The organism is Rhizobium sp. N621 (assembly GCF_001664325.1).
GTDB classification, from domain to species: Bacteria; Pseudomonadota; Alphaproteobacteria; order Rhizobiales; family Rhizobiaceae; genus Rhizobium; species Rhizobium esperanzae.
In genome coordinates, this window is the sequence record NZ_CP013495.1 from 3,204,160 (window position 1) to 3,223,576 (window position 19,417).

The 19,417-nt window shown below is 61.6% G+C and carries 16 protein-coding genes and 2 pseudogenes; 5 read left to right on the top strand and 13 right to left on the bottom strand.

Translation table 11 applies throughout. The annotated features are described in order from the left end of the window. The first annotated feature begins 1 nt into the window (after nt 1). A complete protein-coding gene (locus AMK00_RS15610) occupies nt 2-841 on the top strand; it encodes an anti-sigma factor family protein (RefSeq protein WP_064810996.1) in 840 nt (279 codons plus the stop codon). Between the two features lie 110 nt (nt 842-951). On the opposite strand, the gene leuA is transcribed toward AMK00_RS15610, so the two are convergent. The 4 genes from leuA to AMK00_RS15625 all read right to left on the bottom strand — a co-directional run bounded on the left by leuA (nt 952) and on the right by AMK00_RS15625 (nt 4,977). After that, entirely contained in the window at nt 952-2,670 is a 1,719-nt protein-coding gene (leuA, locus tag AMK00_RS15615; protein WP_064804134.1) for a 2-isopropylmalate synthase, read from the bottom strand. A 156-nt stretch (nt 2,671-2,826) separates the two neighbouring features. Continuing rightward, nucleotides 2,827-2,952, bottom strand: coding sequence for a hypothetical protein (locus AMK00_RS33455; RefSeq protein ID WP_257784615.1), 126 nt, complete (start codon nt 2,950-2,952; stop codon nt 2,827-2,829). A gap of 60 nt (nt 2,953-3,012) precedes the next feature. Further along, nucleotides 3,013-4,242, bottom strand: coding sequence for a benzoate/H(+) symporter BenE family transporter (locus AMK00_RS15620; protein WP_064804136.1), 1,230 nt, complete (start codon nt 4,240-4,242; stop codon nt 3,013-3,015). Between the two features lie 150 nt (nt 4,243-4,392). Beyond that, nucleotides 4,393-4,977, bottom strand: a complete 585-nt coding sequence (locus AMK00_RS15625; protein WP_011426306.1) for an ATP-dependent Clp protease proteolytic subunit — start codon at nt 4,975-4,977, stop codon at nt 4,393-4,395. 231 nt (nt 4,978-5,208) lie between these two features. Between AMK00_RS15625 and AMK00_RS15630 the strand changes: the two genes are divergently transcribed. Then, on the top strand, nt 5,209-5,967 hold the full coding sequence (locus AMK00_RS15630; protein ID WP_064810997.1) for a DUF2076 domain-containing protein: 759 nt from the start codon (nt 5,209-5,211) through the stop codon (nt 5,965-5,967). Nucleotides 5,968-6,102: 135 nt separating this feature from the next. Here the strand turns inward: AMK00_RS15630 and queF are convergent, their stop codons facing one another. From queF to AMK00_RS15660, 6 genes and pseudogenes are all read right to left on the bottom strand, one after another. Then, nucleotides 6,103-6,567 carry a preQ(1) synthase gene (queF, locus tag AMK00_RS15635; protein WP_064810998.1) on the bottom strand — a complete coding sequence of 155 codons (465 nt, stop codon included), beginning with the start codon at nt 6,565-6,567 and terminating at the stop codon, nt 6,103-6,105. Further along, entirely contained in the window at nt 6,567-7,481 is a 915-nt protein-coding gene (emfA, locus tag AMK00_RS15640; RefSeq protein ID WP_064810999.1) for a CDF family cation efflux transporter EmfA, read from the bottom strand. Before emfA ends, queF begins: the two co-directional genes overlap by 1 nt. 196 nt (nt 7,482-7,677) lie before the next feature. Beyond that, the gene (locus AMK00_RS15645; RefSeq protein ID WP_064804144.1) at nt 7,678-8,358 is read right to left on the bottom strand and encodes a DUF2161 domain-containing phosphodiesterase; all 681 of its coding nucleotides are present in this window, start codon (nt 8,356-8,358) and stop codon (nt 7,678-7,680) included. Between the two features lie 12 nt (nt 8,359-8,370). Then, entirely contained in the window at nt 8,371-8,610 is a 240-nt protein-coding gene (locus AMK00_RS15650; RefSeq protein ID WP_064695947.1) for a hypothetical protein, read from the bottom strand. A gap of 468 nt (nt 8,611-9,078) precedes the next feature. Next, a complete protein-coding gene (locus AMK00_RS15655) occupies nt 9,079-11,268 on the bottom strand; it encodes an anthranilate synthase (RefSeq protein WP_064804147.1) in 2,190 nt (729 codons plus the stop codon). 269 nt (nt 11,269-11,537) lie between these two features. Next, nucleotides 11,538-11,948 (bottom strand): annotated as a pseudogene (locus AMK00_RS15660) (TonB-dependent hemoglobin/transferrin/lactoferrin family receptor); the annotation flags it as partial. A 6-nt stretch (nt 11,949-11,954) separates the two neighbouring features. On the opposite strand from AMK00_RS15660, the gene AMK00_RS15665 reads away from it, so the two are divergent. Next, nucleotides 11,955-12,965, top strand: a complete 1,011-nt coding sequence (locus AMK00_RS15665; RefSeq protein ID WP_064811001.1) for an extensin-like domain-containing protein — start codon at nt 11,955-11,957, stop codon at nt 12,963-12,965. A gap of 130 nt (nt 12,966-13,095) precedes the next feature. On the opposite strand, the gene AMK00_RS15670 is transcribed toward AMK00_RS15665, so the two are convergent. Further along, nucleotides 13,096-14,775, bottom strand: coding sequence for a formate--tetrahydrofolate ligase (locus tag AMK00_RS15670; protein ID WP_064811002.1), 1,680 nt, complete (start codon nt 14,773-14,775; stop codon nt 13,096-13,098). A 144-nt stretch (nt 14,776-14,919) separates the two neighbouring features. After that, nucleotides 14,920-16,589 (bottom strand): annotated as a pseudogene (locus AMK00_RS15675) (hypothetical protein). A gap of 331 nt (nt 16,590-16,920) precedes the next feature. Here AMK00_RS15675 and AMK00_RS15680 point away from each other — a divergent pair. Both AMK00_RS15680 and AMK00_RS15685 read left to right on the top strand, forming a co-directional pair. Then, complete coding sequence (locus tag AMK00_RS15680) at nt 16,921-17,646, top strand: helix-turn-helix transcriptional regulator (RefSeq protein WP_064811003.1); 726 nt, start codon at nt 16,921-16,923, stop codon at nt 17,644-17,646. A gap of 46 nt (nt 17,647-17,692) precedes the next feature. After that, nucleotides 17,693-18,154 carry a PAS domain-containing protein gene (locus AMK00_RS15685; RefSeq protein WP_064811004.1) on the top strand — a complete coding sequence of 154 codons (462 nt, stop codon included), beginning with the start codon at nt 17,693-17,695 and terminating at the stop codon, nt 18,152-18,154. An 11-nt stretch (nt 18,155-18,165) separates the two neighbouring features. On the opposite strand, the gene AMK00_RS15690 is transcribed toward AMK00_RS15685, so the two are convergent. Next, nucleotides 18,166-19,296 carry a DUF2333 family protein gene (locus AMK00_RS15690; protein WP_064811005.1) on the bottom strand — a complete coding sequence of 377 codons (1,131 nt, stop codon included), beginning with the start codon at nt 19,294-19,296 and terminating at the stop codon, nt 18,166-18,168. Nucleotides 19,297-19,417 lie beyond the last annotated feature (121 nt).

Sequence of the window (19,417 nt, forward strand, 5' to 3'; positions counted from 1 at the left end):
ATTGCTCGATCTTAGGAAATTGCCGCTCGAAGCCCAGCTCACCGCCCTTCTCGACGGCGAGGTCTCTCCCGAACAGCGGCACGAACTGGAACAGCGCCTGGCTAGCGACGAGAACGCGCGGCGTCTGCATGAAAAGCTGCGCCATGGCGCCGATTTCGGCCGCCGCCGCCTGGACGATGTCCTGAAGGAGCCGGTGCCGCTCGCCCTCGTCCGCTCGATCAAGAGCACGCAGCCGCCAAAGACCCCGATCACCCAGCGCGCCATACGCCCCCAGGTGAAACTGGCTCCCAGCGGCCCACAGGCGCTGGCAGCCGCTCTGATCCTGTTCGTCGTCGGTTGCGGCATTGGCTATTTTGCCGCCACCACCCCGGATGCCGACGAGATCGCCACCACGACCGCCACGGCGCCCGCCAATACCAATGACTGGCTCGGCGACGTCACCGCCTATCAACGCCTGCTGATCCGCCAGCCCCGTCACCTCGTCGAAGTGCCGGCCTCACAGGCCGAAGAAATCTCCAGCTGGCTGACGACCGCCATCGGTGTGCCTTTCCGTGTGCCGGATCTCAGCACCGAATCCTGGACCTTCCAGGGTGCCCGCGTCATCCTCGGCGACAACCGGCCTGTCGGTCAGCTCGTCTATTCCAACAGCGACGGCGACATCATCTCCATCTGCTTTCGGAAGGACGCGCAGCCGTCTGAGACCGACGACTTCAAGGAAACGATCAAGGACGAGATTGGCCTGGTCACCTGGCACAATGCCGGCACCTCCTATGTTCTCGCCGGCCCCTCCGCCGAAGCCAACCTCGGCCAGCTCGCCATGAAGATCGCCACCGCGATCTGATCGGCAGATCGTCGGCAGATCGACGATTTGACGTGGCCCACAGGAGCGAATGCCCGAGCATCCGCAACGGGCAATCCTGATCAAAGCACTGATATTACGTCACCTATCGATCAAGCCTTGCCAGCTTTCACCTCGAGCACCCGGTTGGCCGCCGAGACGATCGCTTCCAGCGATGCCGCGACGATGTTGGTGTTGATGCCGGCGCCGAAGAGTTTGCCGCCGGGATAGGAGGTCTCGACATAGGAGATCGCCGCCGCGTTCGAGCCGTGCTGCAGCGAATGCTCCGAATAGTCCTCGACCGACATTTCGATGCCGAGATAATGCGACAGTGCGTTGATGAAGCCGTCGATCGGGCCGTTGCCGCGCCCTTCGATGCGCTTGATCTCGCCATTGTCGGTGATTTCAGCTGCAACGATCCGCTGGCCCTTGCGCTCGGTGTCGGGATAGGTGTGGTGGTCGACGAACTTGAGGCGCGCCTCGGGCTGCGTCACGTAGCGCTCGATGAAGCGGTCGTAGATGCGCTTCGAGGGAAGCTCCTTGCCCTCGACATCGGTGATGCGCTGGATTTCTTCACGGAACTCGACCTGCAGGTTGCGCGGCAGGTTGAGCCCGTAATCCTGCTGCAGGATATAGGCGATGCCGCCCTTGCCGGACTGCGAGTTGATACGGATGATCGCCTCGTAGGAACGGCCGACATCACGCGGATCGATCGGCAGATAAGGCACTTCCCAGACAGGATGATTGGCGACCTGTGCGGCCTTCATGCCCTTGTTGATCGCATCCTGATGCGAGCCGGAGAAAGCCGTATAGACCAGCTCGCCGACATAAGGGTGACGCTCGGCAATCGCCATCTGGTTCGAATATTCGAATACTTCCTTGATGCGCTCGATGTTCGAGCAGTCGATCCCGGGATCGACGCCCTGCGTGAACATGTTGAGCGCCATCGTCACGACGTCGACATTGCCGGTGCGCTCGCCATTGCCGAACAGCGTGCCTTCGACGCGGTCGGCGCCTGCCAGCAAGGCCAGTTCGGCGGCGGCGATGCCGGTGCCGCGGTCGTTATGCGGATGCAGCGAGACGATCAGGTTCTCGCGATTGTCGAGGTTGCGGCACATCCATTCGATCTGGTCGGCATAGACGTTCGGCGTCGCCATCTCGACGGTGGACGGCAGGTTGATGATGAGCTTGTTGTCGGGCGTCGGCTTCACCACCTCGATGACGGCGTTGCAGATCTCCAGCGCCACTTCCAGCTCCGTGCCGGTGAAGCTCTCGGGCGAATATTCGAAACGATAGCCGCCGCCGGCCTTGGCGGCCATGTCGGTGATCATCTTGGCGGCATCGACGGCGATCTGCTTGATGCCCTGCACATCCTTGGCGAAAACGACGCGGCGCTGCAGCTCGCTGGTCGAGTTATAGAAATGCACGATCGGCCGGTTTGCGCCTTCCAGCGCTTCGAAGGTGCGGGTGATGAGCTCCGGGCGGCACTGTACCAGCACCTGCAGCGAGACATCGGCGGGCACGTTGCCCTCTTCCACACACCAGCGGGCGAAATCGAAATCCGTCTGCGAGGCGGAGGGAAAGCCGATCTCGATTTCCTTGAAGCCCATCTCCAGCAGCAAATGGAACATCCGGGCCTTGCGATCGTGGCCCATCGGGTCGACCAGCGCCTGGTTGCCGTCGCGCAGATCGACCGAGCACCACACCGGCGCCTTGGTGATAGTCTTTGTCGGCCAAGTGCGGTCGGGAATATTCACCTGCGGATAGGGCCGGTATTTCGTCGCGGCATCGGGCATGCCCTTCGCGGAGGATCGGCTGTTGGTATTGTCCATTGTCTTGTCTCCTCGTCCCGGCATTTGCCCCGCCTCTTAGCCGATCGAATCGGACTTGGCGATAAACAAATGCGGACCTTCGTCGGTCGTTAGGTCAATTTTGAAAGTGAGTCGCGAGGAGCGATACCGGGCGGGCTTTCGGCCGCCGGGCGCTCCTCAACGGACCCGGCAACCGCGCGTAAGGCCGAGGAGAAGAAGCGAGGTCACGGCGCTCGAGACGTCACGCAGGGCGATGCGGCCGCGTGCAATCGTGTCGGAAATCTTGGCGCCAGAGGTCTTCATGGCCGCGCTTATAACCTTGGGCGGTGAAACTGGCAAGCCCTCGCGGCCCACCCCCTTCCGTTACTTCGACTGAGACTGTCGTTTCCAAATCCTCACCAGCTGCGACAGCGCGAGCATCAACCCGCCGGCGATCAATCCCCAGAAGGCGCCTGAGATGCCGCCGAACGAAACGCCCGATGCCGTTACGAGGAAAGTGATCGCCGCCGCCTCGCGCGATTCCGGCGCCTGGAAAGCCGACATCGCCGAGGATGAGAAGGCCCCGACCAGCGCCAGCCCCGCCACCGCCTCGATCAGAATAGGCGGCGCCAAGGCGACGAAGGCCGTCACCGCGCCTGCGAGCAGCCCGAGGATCACATAACCGACGCCAGCGATCAGCGACGCCCAATAGCGCCGCTTGGGATCGGCATGGGCGTCATGCCCGGCGCACATTGCCGCGGTGATGGCCGCCAGGTTGACGGCGTGTCCACCGAAAGGCGCCGACAGCAACGAAAAGAAGCCTGTGACGGCAAAGAGCGGACCTGGCTTCGGATCGTAGTGATTGACCTTCAGCACGGCGATACCGGGAATGTTCTGCGAGGCCATGGTGACGATGAAAAGCGGCAGCGCGATCGAGATGAAGGCTGCGAGGCTGAACACCGGGCGGACGATTTCCGCAGCTGGCACCAGCGATCGTTCGAGCGAGGCGAAAGCACCGTCGGGAATGTCGACGCCGAAGGCGAGCACCAGCACGAAGGCTGCAAGCGCGGCCGGCACCGCCCAGAGACGCCGGAACGCGCCGACGACGATCCAGGAAATGACGATCGGCAGACCGAGCAGCGGATTGAAGCCGATCGCCTTCACCGGCGCAAAGCAGAGACCGATCAGCACACCGGCGAGCATCGCGTTGGCGAGCGGCGCGGGAATGGCGGCCACCGCCCGGCCGAGCGGCTTGAACAGCCCGGCAATGATGATCAGCACGGCGCAGACGAGGAATGCGCCGACCGCCGCATTGAAGCCGCCCTCGATTGCGCCTGTGCTTGCGAGCAGCGCCGCCCCCGGCGTCGACCAGGCGACGCTGATCGGCAGTCGAGTCACGGCGCTGAGCACGATCGCGCAGACGCCCATAGAGATCGACAATGCCATCAGCCCCGAAGCGGCCTGCGCATCCGTCGCACCCACCGCCTGCAGCCCGTGCAGCACGACGGCGAAGGAGCTGGCGGAGCCGACGAAAGCGGTAAGCAGACCCATGAACAGGGCCTGGACGGAAAAATCTTTGAGCATGGCGGACTCTGAGCTGCTGGAATGGCGCATGGAGCATGATGGTTGCCGCCCGCGCAAGTCCAGATTGAGGCCTTTCCGTCCAGCTCTGCCGGTCGATGACCGCAAGCACCATCCGAAATCAAGACGCCCTCACCCGCGGTCGGCAGGCAAGGGCGTTTCGAAGGTTCCGACCGAGAAAACTCAGATGTCGGCTTGCGACGTCACGATCCGCGAGACAAGGCCGTAGTCCTTCGCCTCTTCGGCCGAGAGCCAGTAGTCGCGATCCGTGTCCTTGGCGATCTTCTCGAGCGGCTGGCCGGTGGCCTCCGCCATGATCTTGTTCAGGCGCTCGTTCATCTTGATGATCTCACGTGCCTGGATCTCGATGTCGGATGCCATGCCGCGCGTGCCGCCCGACGGTTGGTGCAGCAGGAAGCGCGTGTTCGGCAGGCACAGGCGCCTTTCCCTGGGAGCCGCGACATAGATCAGCGCGCCGGCCGAAGCGACCCAGCCGGTGCCGATCATCCACACCTTCGGCTTGATGAACTTGACCATGTCATGGATGGAATCGCCGGATTCGACGTGACCGCCGGGCGAATTGACATAGATGCGAATGTCTTCGTCGCTCGCCGCAGCAAGTGCGACGAGCTGCGAGCAGACCTTCTGCGCCAGTTCCTGGTTGATCGGTCCATAGATGAAGATCGAACGCGACTTGAAAAGATTCGCCTCCGTTTCCTTGCCGAGCGGCAGTTCCTTCGTCTTGTCGTCCTGTTCTTCGTCGTTCATTCGAACCTCTCGGAGATGAATTCGGGTTCCTCGCACATAATGCGACTCAATGCCTAAAACAATGCGGGAAAAACACAAGGCACCGAAGCGATGGAGATATCCTTAAGAAGCCGCGCACCGTTCCGCAAGCCTTACTGAAATGTAACGGTGGAAGGCTTTGAAAAGCCGGAATCGGTTCCTACCTCACCTCTCACATGGCAACCGCCAAACGAGATCAACAGGAGACCGGACATGTCACCGGAAGAACGCCAATTGCTGACCGCCCTCTTCGACCGCGTGCGCACGGCGCAAGCCCAGCCGCGCGATCGCGAGGCCGAAGCCCTGATCGACCAGGCGACGCGCGAGCAGCCGTCAGCCACTTATTATCTCGCCCAGGCCGTCATCGTGCAGGAAAAGGGGCTTGAAGCGGCCGCCAACCACATCAAGGAACTCGAGGAGCGCGTCCGGCAGTTTGAAGCCGGAGCCAGCGAGCACCACCAGGCCGAAAAGGGCGGCGGCTTCCTGAGCTCGATCTTCGGCAATACCCAGACACAGCAGCCCGCGCCTGTCCCCTCCAACCCCGGCCCCTGGGGGCAGCCGTCCCGCGCCTATGACGAGCCGCGCGGCTACGATCGCCAGGCGCAGCAGCAGCCCACCGGCCCCTGGAGCCAGCAGGCCTATGTGCCGTCTGCCGGCGGCAGCTTCCTGCGCGGCGCACTCGGCACAGCCGCGGGTGTTGCCGGCGGCATGCTGCTTGCCAACTCCTTGAGCGGCATCTTCGGCAACCACATGTCCTCGCTCGGCTGGGGCTCGCCTTTCGGCGCCAACCCCTTCGGCAATGTGGCCGCGCCAACCGAAGAGACCGTCATCAACAATTATTACGGCAACGACGACACGCGCCAGGCCTCTGATAATGCCGGTAATGATAATGACGACAATGTGCAGCAGGCCGATTACGACGATGGGGACGATTACAGTGATGACTCGTCCGGCGACGTTACGGATGTTTGAGGTTTAACGGGCCGAAATGGCCGGCAGTTGGTTTTACATTGCCGCACCGTATCCCGGCCCTTCGCTTGGGCTCAGGGCGTTCGTCCCTGCAATCGATTCACTGGATCGATTGCTCGGGCGTTGCCCGACCGCTCCTCACCCACGGCCACGATAGGTGGCGACGCCCTGCTCCGGCAGCCACACACCTTCCGGCGGCTTACCCGTCTGCCAGAAGACGTCGATCGGAATGCCGCCACGCGGATACCAGTAAGCACCGATGCGAAGCCACTTGGGGTCGAGCAGTTCGACGATGCGCTTGGCGATGTAAATCGAGCAATCCTCGTGGAAGGCGCCGTGATTGCGGAAGGAAAACAGGAAGAGTTTCAGCGACTTCGATTCCACAAGCCATTCGCCGGGGATGTAGTCGATGACGATATGGGCGAAATCCGGCTGCCCCGTCATCGGGCAGAGCGAGGTGAATTCCGGCGCGGTGAAGCGCACGACATAGTCGGTGCCGGCATGATTGGACGGCACTTTTTCCAGCACCGCCTCTTCCGGCGATTTCGCAGTTTCGGTTTGCTGACCCAGCATCGACAGGCTGGAAACATCGGTATTCGGCATCATGCCTCCTTGACGACTTTGACGCGGATGCCATGGGCCTTTTCGCCCTCCGGCTCCACATGAATGGCTATTTTAGCGCCCTCATGCACCGCTCTGATGGCATCCTCAAGGCGGTCGCATATATCATGCGCCTGTCGCACGGACATAGTGCCGGGCACCACCATGTGAAAATCGATGAAAGTGACGGTGCCTGCCCGCCTCGTCTTCAGGTCATGCACGCCGATCGAACCCGCCGCATGGGTGGCGATCGCCTGCTTGATCGCTTCCTCTTCCTGCGGCTCGACCGCCTGGTCCATCAGACCGCTGATCGATTGCGAGATCACCTTCCAGCCTTGATAGAGAATGTTGCAGGCCACAAGGATGGCAAGCACCGGGTCGAAAATCGCGTAACCCGTCGCCAGCGCCAGCAGCAGCCCGACGAGCACGCCGACGGATGTCACCACATCCGACATGATATGCTGCCCATCCGCCGCCAGTGCCGCCGAGCGGTGTTTGCGCCCGGCGCGGATCAAAAGTTGCGCCCACACCGCATTGATGACGCCAGCCGCCAGATTGATCGCAAGGCCGAGCACCGGTGCATCGAGCATGCGCGGCGCAGCGAGATAGCCGACCGCCTCGTTGACGATCAGCAGCGCGGCGACGACGATCAGCACGCCCTCGGTGACGGCAGAGAGATATTCCGCCTTGTGATGGCCGAAGGGATGGTCGTGATCGGCCGGCTTCTGCGCATAGCGGATGACAAAGAAAGCGATGAACGCCGCAACGACGTTAACCGTCGATTCAAGTCCGTCCGACAGCAGCGCCACCGAGCCGGTGACCCACCAGGCCACCATCTTCAGCCCCATGACGCCGAGCGACAATGGAATCCCCCACATCGCCAGCGTCCGAACCGTCAGATCGCCGTTGTCGCTCATATCGTCCTCCTGCGGTTGCGAATGAATTGCAGGGTCTAAGCCATTGAAATGCAAAACCGCCCACGCGAATGTCGCGAAGGCGGCCCAGTTGAGGGTGATATGGGCGATGATGGAGGATTTGTCAAAGAGAATGACACGTCCCTCACAGATGTTGCCGCCCCGACAGAAAAGCGCGGGCGCAGGATGCGCAATCCCGCTACAGCGCCGAGAGAGCCGGATCGGGCTGGACAGACTGCGGCCATCGTAGAAGAGCGGCCTGTCCCGCCGGCGTCAGGGCATAGACGCCCTTTTCCTGGCGCTCGAACCATCCGTAGACATTGTCGCGCAGGATCGGACCGGCCTTCGGCGTAAGCGCCTTCATATCCCGCGGACGCACAATTCCCCGGTCGAGCGCGGCCGCGCAGAGCAGCGCCTGCTGTCGATAGGCCGTCATGATCGGCGCCCGCGAGCCGCCGCCAACGGCAGGATCGCCGCGACGGCGCTGATGCTCCTTGACGAGGCGTGAACGCCGCTTGGGATTGGTCCGCGGCATCGGCGAAATGGAACTGACGATGACGCTGACCTCGCCGCCATCCGAGACACCGAGCATGCCGATGCCAAGCCGCCGGCAGAGGTCGCGGTAGCGCTTGTCCGTCTCTCGCCCGCGTCCCTTGGCCGAAACGCGCGCAGCGATCCAAACCTCATCGCTCATCGCCGCGCGATCGACCGCTTGGAGAAGCAGTTCGAGGTTGAAGGTGAGCTTCAGTTCGCAGACGACCACGACCGGCGGCTCGCCATCGCTCAAGCCAACGAGATCGCATCCACCGACCTCGCCCTTGACGGCATAACCGGCTGCCTCCAGGAAGGTTTTGACCGGCAGGTAGAGCGATGTCTCCATGGGAAATCGCGCTCAGGCAGCGTTGAGATCGGCAATCTCGCCATATCGCGCGAGCAGTCGCGGGGAGCTCATGTCGCCGGTTTCCTCGTCGACGATGACGGCGTAGGCCGCGACCCCGACGAAACGCTCGGCCATCGCCGAAGCGATCTTTTCCGCGCTGACGGCATTCGATGCCTGGCGCATTTCGCCGGGCACAAGATTGCCGCGGTTCTTGCGGTAAGGGAGCACGATGAACTTTTCAGCATTGGCCACGGTGATGGTTCCGGTTGATCGTTCCTGAAATGTTCTGATTTGACTGATAAAGTCAACCGCTTTGAAGGACCACCTGCCGGGTTGCCCTGTCATATCCAGGTCGGAATGCCCGCCCGCCCTTCGAGGCTTCGCCTCCGGCCACGCAGGGCGAGGCTATCTTGAGCGCTGGAGCAGCAATTACCGCAGAACCCTGCTGCGCCCCACATCCGGCTGCCGCCACCTTCTCCCCGCCAGCGTCCGCCAGCGGGGAGAAGGGAACACGCCGCAACCTCTCCGTTCCTCGTTGGCCTCCCGGGGCACGTCCGCTCGCCCCGTTTTACAGGGAGAGGGTTAGGGTGAGGGGCAAGAGCCGCCTCCTCCAACGTCCTTTATCTGAGGCGCGACCCGCTGGATCGCCTCGAAGGACACGCTCGACGCCGCTCCTAGCCGCCCTTCCCGTGATCAGGAAGGGCGAACCGGAATTGCCAATCAAGCCGCCTTCGTCTTCACCTTGCGCGCCAGATGCGCCACGACGTTCTCGATCATCCGCATGCCGGCATCGCCGCCGAGCGTCATGATCGATTCCGGGTGGAACTGCACCGCGGCGATCGGCTCCTTGGCATGTTCGATGCCCATGATCGTGCCGTCTTCGCTTTCAGCCGTGATGATGAATTCACGCGGCAGCGTCGAGGGATCGGCGAAAATCGAGTGGTAGCGGCCGACGGTCACCTCCTTCGAAAGGCCGGAGAAGACGATGCCCGGCTCCAGCACGCGGATGCGCGACGGCTTGCCGTGCATCGGCAGGGCCAGATGGCGCAGTTCCCCGCCATAGGCTTCGGCGAGCGCCTGCAGGCCAAGGCAGACGCCGAAGATCGGCAGGTTGCGCGCCCGCGCCTTCTTGATCGTCGCCTTGCAGTCGAAATCCTTGGGCGTCCCCGGCCCGGGCGACAGCACGACGAGATCGGGGTTCAGCCGGTCGAAGATCTCCTCCGGCACTGGCGTGCGCACGGTCGAAACCGTCGCTCCCGTCTGGCGGAAATAATTGGCCAGCGTATGAACGAAGCTGTCCTCATGGTCGACGAGCAGGATGCTGACGCCCTTGCCAACGGAAGCAACGTCGCGCTGAATCTTGCCGGAATTGCCGATCTTGGCGTCTCGGATGGCGGAAAGCATGGCGGAGGCCTTCAGTTCGGTTTCGGCTTCTTCTTCGTGCGGGTCGGAATCGTTGAGTAGCGTCGCGCCGGCGCGCACTTCGGCGATGCCGTCCTTGATGCGCACCGTGCGCAGCGTCAGGCCGGTATTCATGTCGCCGTTGAAGCCGACCATGCCGATCGCCCCACCATACCATGCACGCGGGCTCTTTTCATGGCTCTCGATGAAGCGCATCGCCCAGAGCTTCGGTGCACCGGTGACAGTGACCGCCCAGGCGTGGCTGAGGAACCCATCGAAGGCATCCATGTCGTCGCGCAGCCGCCCCTCGATATGATCCACCGTGTGGATGAGGCGCGAATACATTTCGATCTGCCGGCGGCCGATCACCTTGACCGAGCCCGGCTCGCAGACGCGGCTCTTGTCGTTGCGGTCGACATCCGAGCACATGGTAAGCTCGGATTCGTCCTTTTTGGAATTCAGGAGCTTCAGGATCTGCTCGCTGTCGGCGATCGGATCGTCACCGCGTTTGATCGTGCCCGAGATCGGGCAGGTCTCGATGCGGCGGCCGGATACGCGCACGAACATCTCGGGCGAGGCGCCGACCAGATATTCCTGATTGCCGAGATTGATGAAGAAGGAATAGGGCGACGGATTGATCGCCTTCAGCCGCCTGGAAATATCCGAAGGCTTGCTTTCGCAGCGCTCCATGAACTTCTGCCCGGGCACGACTTCGAAAAGATCGCCCTTGCGGAAGCTTTCCTTGGCTTTGACGACGAGTTCGGCATATTCGCCCGGCCGGTGGTCGCTCTTCGGCGGTATGGCATCCGTCTGCTTGAAGGGCTCGGGCGCGATATCTTCCGCCTTGCCTTCGGTCGTCACGCCGTTCTTCGCGAAATCATAGCGGTCGATCCAGGCCTTGGCGGCATAGTTGTCGACGACAAGGATTTCGTCCGGCAGGTAGAGCACCATGTCGCGCTGGTCGGAAGGCCGCGTCAGCTTCAGATCGATCGCATCGAATTGGAAGGCGATGTCGTAGCCGAAGGCGCCGTAGAGCCCGAGGCTCGCATCGGCCTGCGAATAGAAGAGGTCGGTGACAGCGCGCAGCACCGTGAAGACGGTCGGCATCTTCGAGCGCTCTTCCTCGGTGAACACCCGGTCCGGCGCCTTGACGGAGAGGTCGAGGCGGCGGGCGGAGGAAGCGCCGAGCACGAGATCGGACACTGTCTTCAGCCGCTCCGTCACGAAGCCGAGGAGCACCTCGCCGCGCTCGTTATAGGCCTCGATCCAGACGTCGCGCCCGAAGGAGGAGATGCCGAGCGGCGGATCGACAACGGCGGTATCCCAGCGCGTATAACGGCCCGGATATTCGTAGTTCGACGAGAACACCGCGCCGCGGCGTTCGTCGAGCTTATCGATATAGGAGGAGACCGCATCGCCGTAAGGGATCGCCCGACGCTGCCGGGTGACGGATATGCCGCCCTTGGTCTCGTAGATTTCCGCACCATCATCCCGCAGGATCGTTACCATTGTTCCACTCCGTTATCGGGCCCGGACGACAGGCAGCGATAAAACAAAAAAGCCGCCTCGAAGTTTCGGGCGGCTCACTCGTCGTCGTCTTTGGACACGATTGGTCGAGGCCGCCTCAGCGAGCCCACCACCAAACAGCAATGTTCAAGGACGTGATCATGGAAAAATTGTTAGCCTGAGATCAGCCGCCGCGCAAGAGGCGATTGCGCAATGAAAAAGGGCGGCCCGAAAACCGCCCCTCCCCAGCCGTGAAGGTGTGTCGCCGGCAGTCAGAAGGTCTTCGTGAGCGACACCTTGAAGGTACGGCCCGGCTCGGAATACCGATCACGAGGCTGCGATGCGGTCGAGACCAGGTTGACGTCGCGTACGGCCAACGCGTTGAAATATTTCCGGTCGAAAATATTGTAGACACCGGCTTGAACGCGTAGGCCCGGCAACTGTTCCGGCGTCCACCAGCCGGTCAAGTCGACAATTGCATAACCGGGTGCATTGAAATGGTCGGTGAGCATGCCGGCAGATAGCGTCGAAGACAGATCGAAGCCGAAGGTGTCATTGCTCCAGCCGCCGCCGACAATCGCCTTGAACGGCGCCACCGAGCGCAGGCGCTGGGTGGTTTCTTCATTCCTGCCGTAGGCATAGGCAAGCGAGGCATGCAGATTGATGCCGTTATTGAAAGCCTTGCACAATTGCAACGAAAACCGCTCTCATGCGTTGCTTCTAGCCACCAATACCAGGAACCGGATGGATTGAGAAAATTTTCGACATTGGCGATCCTGCTCGCCGCTACCGCCTTTCTTGCCGGCGCCCGCCTGCCCCCCCACGGTCCATTGCCCGAGCCGCGGCCCGATGGCGGGCAGACGACCGGTCCCACTCCACCGTCCTCGGAAAAAGCGGAACCCTCCGCGCCTGAGCAGGTGCCGACCCCTCAGCCGAAACCTGAGGTAAAGGAGCCGGAGACATCCGAACCGGACCAGCCGCCTGCTCCATCAGCCGAACCGGCAAAGCCTGAGCCTGCAGAACCCATGCAGGGCCCGCCGCTTCCGCCGGGCCAGGTCGAAAGCCCGCAGACTCCGCCGGAAGAAAAGCCGCCCGGCGAGCAGACGCTTGAAGAGCAGCATCTGACGATCGAATCCGAAAGCGACGCTGAGCATGCCGAATGCACGGCCGCACTCAAGGAGTTGGGTGTCGTCTTCAAGGAAACGCCGCGCATCGATGACGGCAACGGCTGCGGCATCGACAAACCGATCATCGTCTCCGAGGCTCTGCCCGGTATCGCCCTCAAGCCGGAGGCAACGATCCGCTGCCCGGCGGCACTCGCACTTGCCCGCTGGTTGAAGGAGAGCGTCATCCCTGCCGCTTCCGCCGCCCTGCCTGAGCAGGGCCGTATCACCGCCGTCAACCAGGCTACCGCCTATATGTGCCGCCTGCGCAACGGCGCCGAAACAGGCAAGATCTCCGAACACGCCCGCGGCAACGCCATCGATATTGCCAGCTTCCATTTCCAAAAGGGCGAGGATGTCGCCGTCCGCTCCCGCCGCGAGGACTCGACACTTACCGGCGCCTTCCAGCGCGCCGTCAGCGCCGCCGGCTGCCTCTATTTCACCACCGTCCTCGACCCGGAAAGCGACGCGGCCCACGAAACCCATTTCCATCTCGACGTCATCGAAAGGAAGGGCGGCTATCGTTATTGTTATTGACGGTTGAAGGGCTAGAATCCCGTCATCAAGCGAGAACTGGCGGGGAACGGAGACGGTGCGGCATATCCTCTTCTACCCTCGGGAGAAGGCAGGATCGAGAGGCCGCATCCCGTCCCTTCCCCACGCCTAATCAGAACAACCCCTCAATATAACCCTGCTCATTCAAAAAAATCCGTTCCGCTGAGGGCGATTTCGGCAGGCCAGGCATCGTCATGATCTCGCCGGTGATGGCGACAACGAAGCCGGCGCCGGCTGAAAGCCGCACCTCGCGCACCGAAACGATGTGGCCTTCCGGCGCGCCGCGCAGGTTCGGATCGGTGGAGAAGGAATATTGCGTCTTCGCCATGCAGACCGGCAGCTTGCCGTAGCCCTGCTCCTCCCATGTCTGCAACTGATCGCGCACCGCCTTGTCGGCGGTCACCTCGCCGGCATGGTAGATTTTCGAGGCGACGATCTCGATCTTCTCGAACAGCGAAATGTCGTCGCCGTAGAGCGGCTGGAATTTCGCTTGACCCGATTCGGCCAGTTCCACCACCTTATGCGCCAGTTCCTCGATGCCGGCCGAACCTTTGGCCCAATGTTGGCAGAGGATCGCTTCGGCGCCGAGCCGCGAGACGAATTCCTTCACCGCCGCGATCTCCGCATCGGTATCTGTGACGAAATGATTGATCGCGACGACGACGGGCACGCCGAAGCGGCGCACATTGGCAACGTGCCGGCCAAGATTGGCGCAGCCCTTCTTCAGCGCTGCGACGTCCTCCGTGCCGAGATTCTCCTTCTTCACGCCGCCATTCATCTTCAGCGCCCGGACGGTCGCGACGATGACGGCCGCGTCCGGCTTCAGCCCGGCCTTGCGGCATTTGATGTTGAAGAATTTTTCAGCCCCGAGATCGGCCCCGAATCCCGCTTCCGTCACGACATACTCTCCGAGCTTCAGCGCCGTCTTCGTCGCCGTCACCGAATTACAGCCATGGGCGATATTGGCGAACGGGCCGCCATGCACGAAGGCCGGGTTGTTTTCCAGCGTCTGCACCAGGTTCGGCTGCATTGCATCCTTTAGCAGCACGGCCATGGCGCCGTCGGCTTTCAGATCGCGCGCATGCACCGGCGTCTTGTCGAAGCGGTAGCCGATGATGATGTCGCCGAGCCGCCGCTCCAGATCCTTGAGATCGGTGGCGAGGCAGAGGATCGCCATCACTTCGGAGGCGACGGTGATGTCGAAGCCGCCCTGGCGTGGAAAACCGTTGGCGACGCCGCCGAGAGATGAGACCATGCTGCGCAGCGCCCGGTCGTTCATGTCCATGACACGCCGCCAGGTGATGCGGCGGATGTCGATATTCTCTTCGTTGCCCCAATAGATGTGGTTGTCGATCATCGCAGCCAGCAGATTGTGGGCCGAGGTGATTGCATGGAAATCGCCGGTGAAATGCAGGTTGATGTCTTCCATCGGCACAACCTGCGCATAACCGCCGCCGGCCGCCCCGCCCTTGACGCCGAAGCAGGGACCGAGCGACGCCTCGCGGATGCAGACGATCGCTTTCTTGCCGATCCGATTCAGCCCGTCGCCGAGGCCGACGGTCGTCGTCGTCTTGCCTTCGCCCGCCGGCGTCGGATTGATCGCCGTGACAAGGATCAGCTTGCCGTCCTTCTTGACCGCCTGCGCCGCGATGAACTCGGCGCTGACTTTTGCCTTGTCGTGACCATAGGGGGCGAGCTGCTCGGCCGCGATGCCGAGCTTTGCCCCGATCTCGAAGATCGGCCTCTTGGCCGCGGCGCGCGCGATTTCAATATCGGATTTGATGGATGGCATGGATGTCCCCGTCCCGGCCTTTCGCATGCGCGAAAGCGCTTGTCCTCGCGACTGGGATAGCGAAATATCGGCATGCTGTGAATAGCGCTCGCCTTGCGGCCGCCGCGCTGGATCATGGGAAAGCACGATGCGTAGATCAAAATGTTACTGCGCCCCTTTCGCATCCGGTAAGACGCGCGGCGCTATCGGGCATTGGAGACTTTCCTTCGCCTCTGGCCCACAGATATGCAAGCCGGGCTCTTCATCATAAGGAATGATGCCATTGATGACGCCAAGCTTGAACGCTTGAGAGGGAAGCATAATCGCTTGATCGATTGCCGTCTCGAGCATCATCGTCTGGTATGGCTCGGCACTGACGCCCATCTCATCGAAATAGCCGATGAATTTCGCATATTCAGTCGTCTTGGGTCTGACGAGGCCGATGGCTGAATATCCGGCGGTCCGCGGCGCTCCGCTCATCAAGACAAGAGTACAGGTCGAAAGGCAATACGCACCACTGGTAAAGACTTCGCCCTCGGTCAGCCCGCTTTCGGCGGTGCCGGCTTTGCAACGCGGGTCCTGCTTTGGACAATTCGGCAGCTGCGTTCTGCCGATCGAGGTCTCCAGACCTGCAGCACGGACATACGCCCCATAGCGAAAGCCGCATCCATATCCCCGCCATTGGACTGAAGGACGATCGGGAGTTTCCTTTCGCCGAGCGTCTTCAAGATCGCTTCCAGCTGAGCTGGCGTATCCGGCGTGATGTCTCCATCCGCGGAAATCCATTGTGTGCACTCCTCCCGACAATTGCCATTGGACATCAGGAGAAAATCCATGGGCCGTGTTTTCGGCAGGCTCTCGCTTGCGCCTCCGGACGCATTCTGCACGGGCGTCTCGGATACCGGCGCCTCAGCCGCAGACGTCTTGACCGCCCGATGTCCGTGGCAGACAGCCTCGGCGGCTGCATCCGGTGCGCAAAGCGGCATTCCCGGCCACTCGCTGTAAGACAGCATGCCGGTCATGAGGCCTATTCGAATTGCCTCTGCGGGCGGCACGATCATGATGCTGTCCGGCTTGGCGCTCATCATATGATCCACCAGATCCTTATCGACCCCCATCTCCTTCAAATAGGCCATTAGGGCGATGCTGGCCTTCTTGCCGAGCTTGGTGGAGCTGCTCTGCCCGGCCGATTTGCGTCCGACTTCCTTGCGGGAGATTTCTTTCCTCCTGCCGTTCACGATCTTGTATTCGATACGGTAGGAAACGCGCACCCTGTTATAGATCGTCGTGATCTGGTGAACACCGATGAACGCCCATTGCGACGCGACGCGCGACGTACCGCCCGCAAACGCCAGCGGGCAGGCGGAAAAACAATATGCGCCGTCCGAATAGGTGTTACCAAGCGCGGTCCCGTCCTTTGCGATGGCGGCAGCGCAGCGCAGATCGTCCGGCGGGCAATCCTTCAGCCTGGTGCCGCCTACTGCCGTTTCCAGACCCGCTTTGCGGATCATCCGGCCCATCGCATAGGCGGCATCGACATCACCGCCCTCGGAACGGAAGACGATCGGCGGCTTTCGGTTACCGATCGTCTTGAGGATTTTTCGCAGTTGCGCGGGCGTGTCGGAGGTGATGCGTCCCTCTGCCGATATCCATCCCGGACAGTCCTCCATGCAGAGAAGATGGTGCACGAGGATGAAGCGCATCGGCGGCTGCCCTGCCGCCTTCGGCCCGGCTGCCTGCGAGGTCGCGGCATCGATCGGCAAGGTCAACAAAAGAAAAGCAAGTATTGCCAGAGAAAACAGATGCTTAAAATGCAGGCAGAATGCAAATCGCACGATTAAATCGCCTCAGTTGTACATGTTAATACGCCTATCAATTGCATCGTGCCGCAGCAAGCCAGTTTTCGGCGCCTCTCGGCGCCCAGGCTCTTCCGGCGTGATTCTCTTCCTGCCCGGAGCAGGCGGTATCCACAGCTGTCCCGCCGCAGCAGAAGTCAAAGATACCACAACGCTACTTGCACAGGCCGCAACTCAACCGGGGCGCGCGCGGTCGTGACTATTTCTGCGCCTTTCGACCTAATTGGCTTGAGATAAGGCAATTGGGGCTAGCATCCGGCAGTGTTTGTGTATTTGATAGCGTTAACATTGAGGCTGCCGGGGCGTAAAAATGTCTTACATGACCACCTCTGAAAGACAGTCGTTGCTTTCGGCGGAACTTGCTGTTGCAGGAACACGCGGCCTGTTTGCACAAGGACTCGGCAGAGTCTCCGCGGCCTTCGGACTGTCCTATGCGACGCTGATGCACGCTCCCTCGCCGGAAGACCTCCTCCTGAAACCGCTGCTGATCGAAAGCTCGCTTCCCGCGGCCTATATCAGAGATTTCGATCGCGCCAACATGATGCGTGGTTGCCCTTTCGGCGTACGGTTGAGGGAGTCGGCTGTGCCGCAGGCCTGGCACCTCAACGATGCCGTCAATGCACAGGCCTTTCCGGCCGAGCTGCGCGCCTTGATGCTGCGCCATGCAATACCTGCAGGCGTTGCCATGCCGACCATTGCAGTCGATGGCCGGCGCCTGGTCTTCTGGTTCTGCGGCGAACGTGCGGCGCTCGGCCAGAGCGAGGTCAACGAGCTGGCGATCATCATCCTGCATGCCCTCGACGCATTCAATGCGGTCAGGCGCAACGAGGAAAATGCGCACAATGCGCTGTCGGCGCGGGAACTTGAAGTCGTGCGCTGGACGGCACAGGGCAAGACCTCGATCGAGATCGGCCAGATCCTGACGCTCTCCGATCATACGGTGAATGCCTATATGACCAATGCGATCAAAAAACTCGATTGCGTCAATCGCACCCAGTTGGTAGCAAAAGCAATTCGATTGAAGCTGATCAGCTGAAAAATCAGAAGAGGGTCAGCACGTCATCCCGTGAATTGGGGGAATCGTGTCTCTTCGCTTCGAACAGCCTGTCGTCGACAAGATAGCACAGTCCCGCGCCCATATCGGCATCACCGATGCGGAAATCGTTCAGATGGTTGCTGCCTATCGCCTTTTCGGCTTCTGGCGCATCGACATCGAAACCGGACATTTCTTTACAAGCGAGGATGTGCACGCGATCTTCGATCTCCCCTATAGCGACCGGCCGGTCAATCTGGCCGAACTGATGTCTCGCATTCACACCGAAGACCGCAGCCTGATCGCCCAGACCTTCGAGGAGGCAAGCCTTCACGGCGTCGGCTTCCATTTCGTCTATCGTGTCGACAACCGGCTCGGCGGTTACAAGTTGGTGCGCAGCATCGGCCGCTTCCGTGACGATGCCAGCGGCGGCGGCATCGTCGGCGTCACCTATGAATTCGTCGAGAAGCTGCGCGTCGTTGGCTTCGAGGATCATGCGGCGCGCCGCTGACGCGCAGCGCTCTAACGATCGAGCACCGACCGGATCTCGACGAGGTTCGAGCGCACCCTCAAGATATAGAAGCCCATGGTCGCGAGGTGGCTCGGCATGATCCAGCCGTCTTCGCGGCCGTTCGAGATGATCGAGGGCTGGATGCGCAGTGCCGCCTGGAACTGCCGCGTGGTGCCGCTCCAGATCGCGCCGAGATTGCGTTCCTGCACCACCTGCGAGAAATCCGCCTGCGCAGCGGTCAGGATGGCGTAATAGGCATAAAGCTGGCCGTAGGCGAACCAGAACCGATCGTCGGCACGCGTGTCGAACCAGCCGCGATTATGGTGTTCCGAGCGCTCGGCGAGCATGTCGGAGGTGGCGCCGAGATCGTTTGCGATGCGGTCAATGAACTGCATCAGATTGTCGGCGCGGCCGTCGAAAATAACGTTGCAGGCGGACAGATCAGTATTGAACTTGCGTAGGCTGCCGATCGCCGAGCGGTAGTAGGAAGGCGTCGGCGTCTTAGGCCCGAAGGGATTGAACCCGAAATACCAGCTATATTCGTCGAACTGCAGATTGCCGCGCGCGCTCTGCAGATCGTTGTTGATGCCAGACGTGCCGCGCACGCGCCCGAGTGTATCGACAAGCTCCGCCGAGGTACGCCGGACTGCCTGGTTGATGCCGCGCTGGAATGAGGCCTTGTTGTCGAGGAAGGGCGTGTGATCCCAGTCGATCCCGAAGAAGCCCATTTTGTAGAGCAGCATGGAAGAAATCCATGCGTTCTGGTTGACGTTGAAATCGGTAAGGTCAGCCGTGACATCGACAATGGCTGAGCGCTGACAGGTTTTGGTGGCCGCTCCGCTCGCGCTCTCGGCGGACGGCAGTTCCTGCCCGGCAGCAATCTTGCGTTCCGAAAACCGGTATTGGTCGACGAAGGCGGTGTTGAAGTTCGACCAGACCTGCGTCTGCCAGAAGAAATAGCCGTAAAGTACGGCGAAGAGCGCCACGAATGCGATGATCGGCAGCCGGATCAGCCAGCTCCGGCGCTGGTACCAGCCATGCGCGGCAAGAAAGGGCCAGAAGGCCCAGGCGAAAAACAGGCGGGCCCAGCGGCCGATCGTCTGGCCGATCAGCCTGAAAAAACCGGCTATCCGGTCAAGCATCGTCGTCTCCTGTCAGGCGAGGCGAACACCGGGACATCGCCGCCCCGCTGCATCCACATATGCGCTCGTCAGGCCGAGCACAACACGAGCGCCTCGATTTTTACGAATGAAAGCAGCGCGG

Coding starts and splice junctions, on each gene's coding strand:
- leuA (WP_064804134.1), bottom strand. CDS start 2,670: ATGGACAATACCAACAGCCGATCCTCCGCGAAGGGCATGCCCGATGCC.
- AMK00_RS33455 (WP_257784615.1), bottom strand. CDS start 2,952: ATGAAGACCTCTGGCGCCAAGATTTCCGACACGATTGCACGCGGCCGC.
- AMK00_RS15620 (WP_064804136.1), bottom strand. CDS start 4,242: ATGCGCCATTCCAGCAGCTCAGAGTCCGCCATGCTCAAAGATTTTTCC.
- AMK00_RS15625 (WP_011426306.1), bottom strand. CDS start 4,977: ATGAACGACGAAGAACAGGACGACAAGACGAAGGAACTGCCGCTCGGC.
- AMK00_RS15630 (WP_064810997.1), top strand. CDS start 5,209: ATGTCACCGGAAGAACGCCAATTGCTGACCGCCCTCTTCGACCGCGTG.
- queF (WP_064810998.1), bottom strand. CDS start 6,567: ATGCCGAATACCGATGTTTCCAGCCTGTCGATGCTGGGTCAGCAAACC.
- emfA (WP_064810999.1), bottom strand. CDS start 7,481: ATGAGCGACAACGGCGATCTGACGGTTCGGACGCTGGCGATGTGGGGG.
- AMK00_RS15645 (WP_064804144.1), bottom strand. CDS start 8,358: ATGGAGACATCGCTCTACCTGCCGGTCAAAACCTTCCTGGAGGCAGCC.
- AMK00_RS15655 (WP_064804147.1), bottom strand. CDS start 11,268: ATGGTAACGATCCTGCGGGATGATGGTGCGGAAATCTACGAGACCAAG.
- AMK00_RS15670 (WP_064811002.1), bottom strand. CDS start 14,775: ATGCCATCCATCAAATCCGATATTGAAATCGCGCGCGCCGCGGCCAAG.
- AMK00_RS15680 (WP_064811003.1), top strand. CDS start 16,921: ATGTCTTACATGACCACCTCTGAAAGACAGTCGTTGCTTTCGGCGGAA.
- AMK00_RS15690 (WP_064811005.1), bottom strand. CDS start 19,296: ATGCTTGACCGGATAGCCGGTTTTTTCAGGCTGATCGGCCAGACGATC.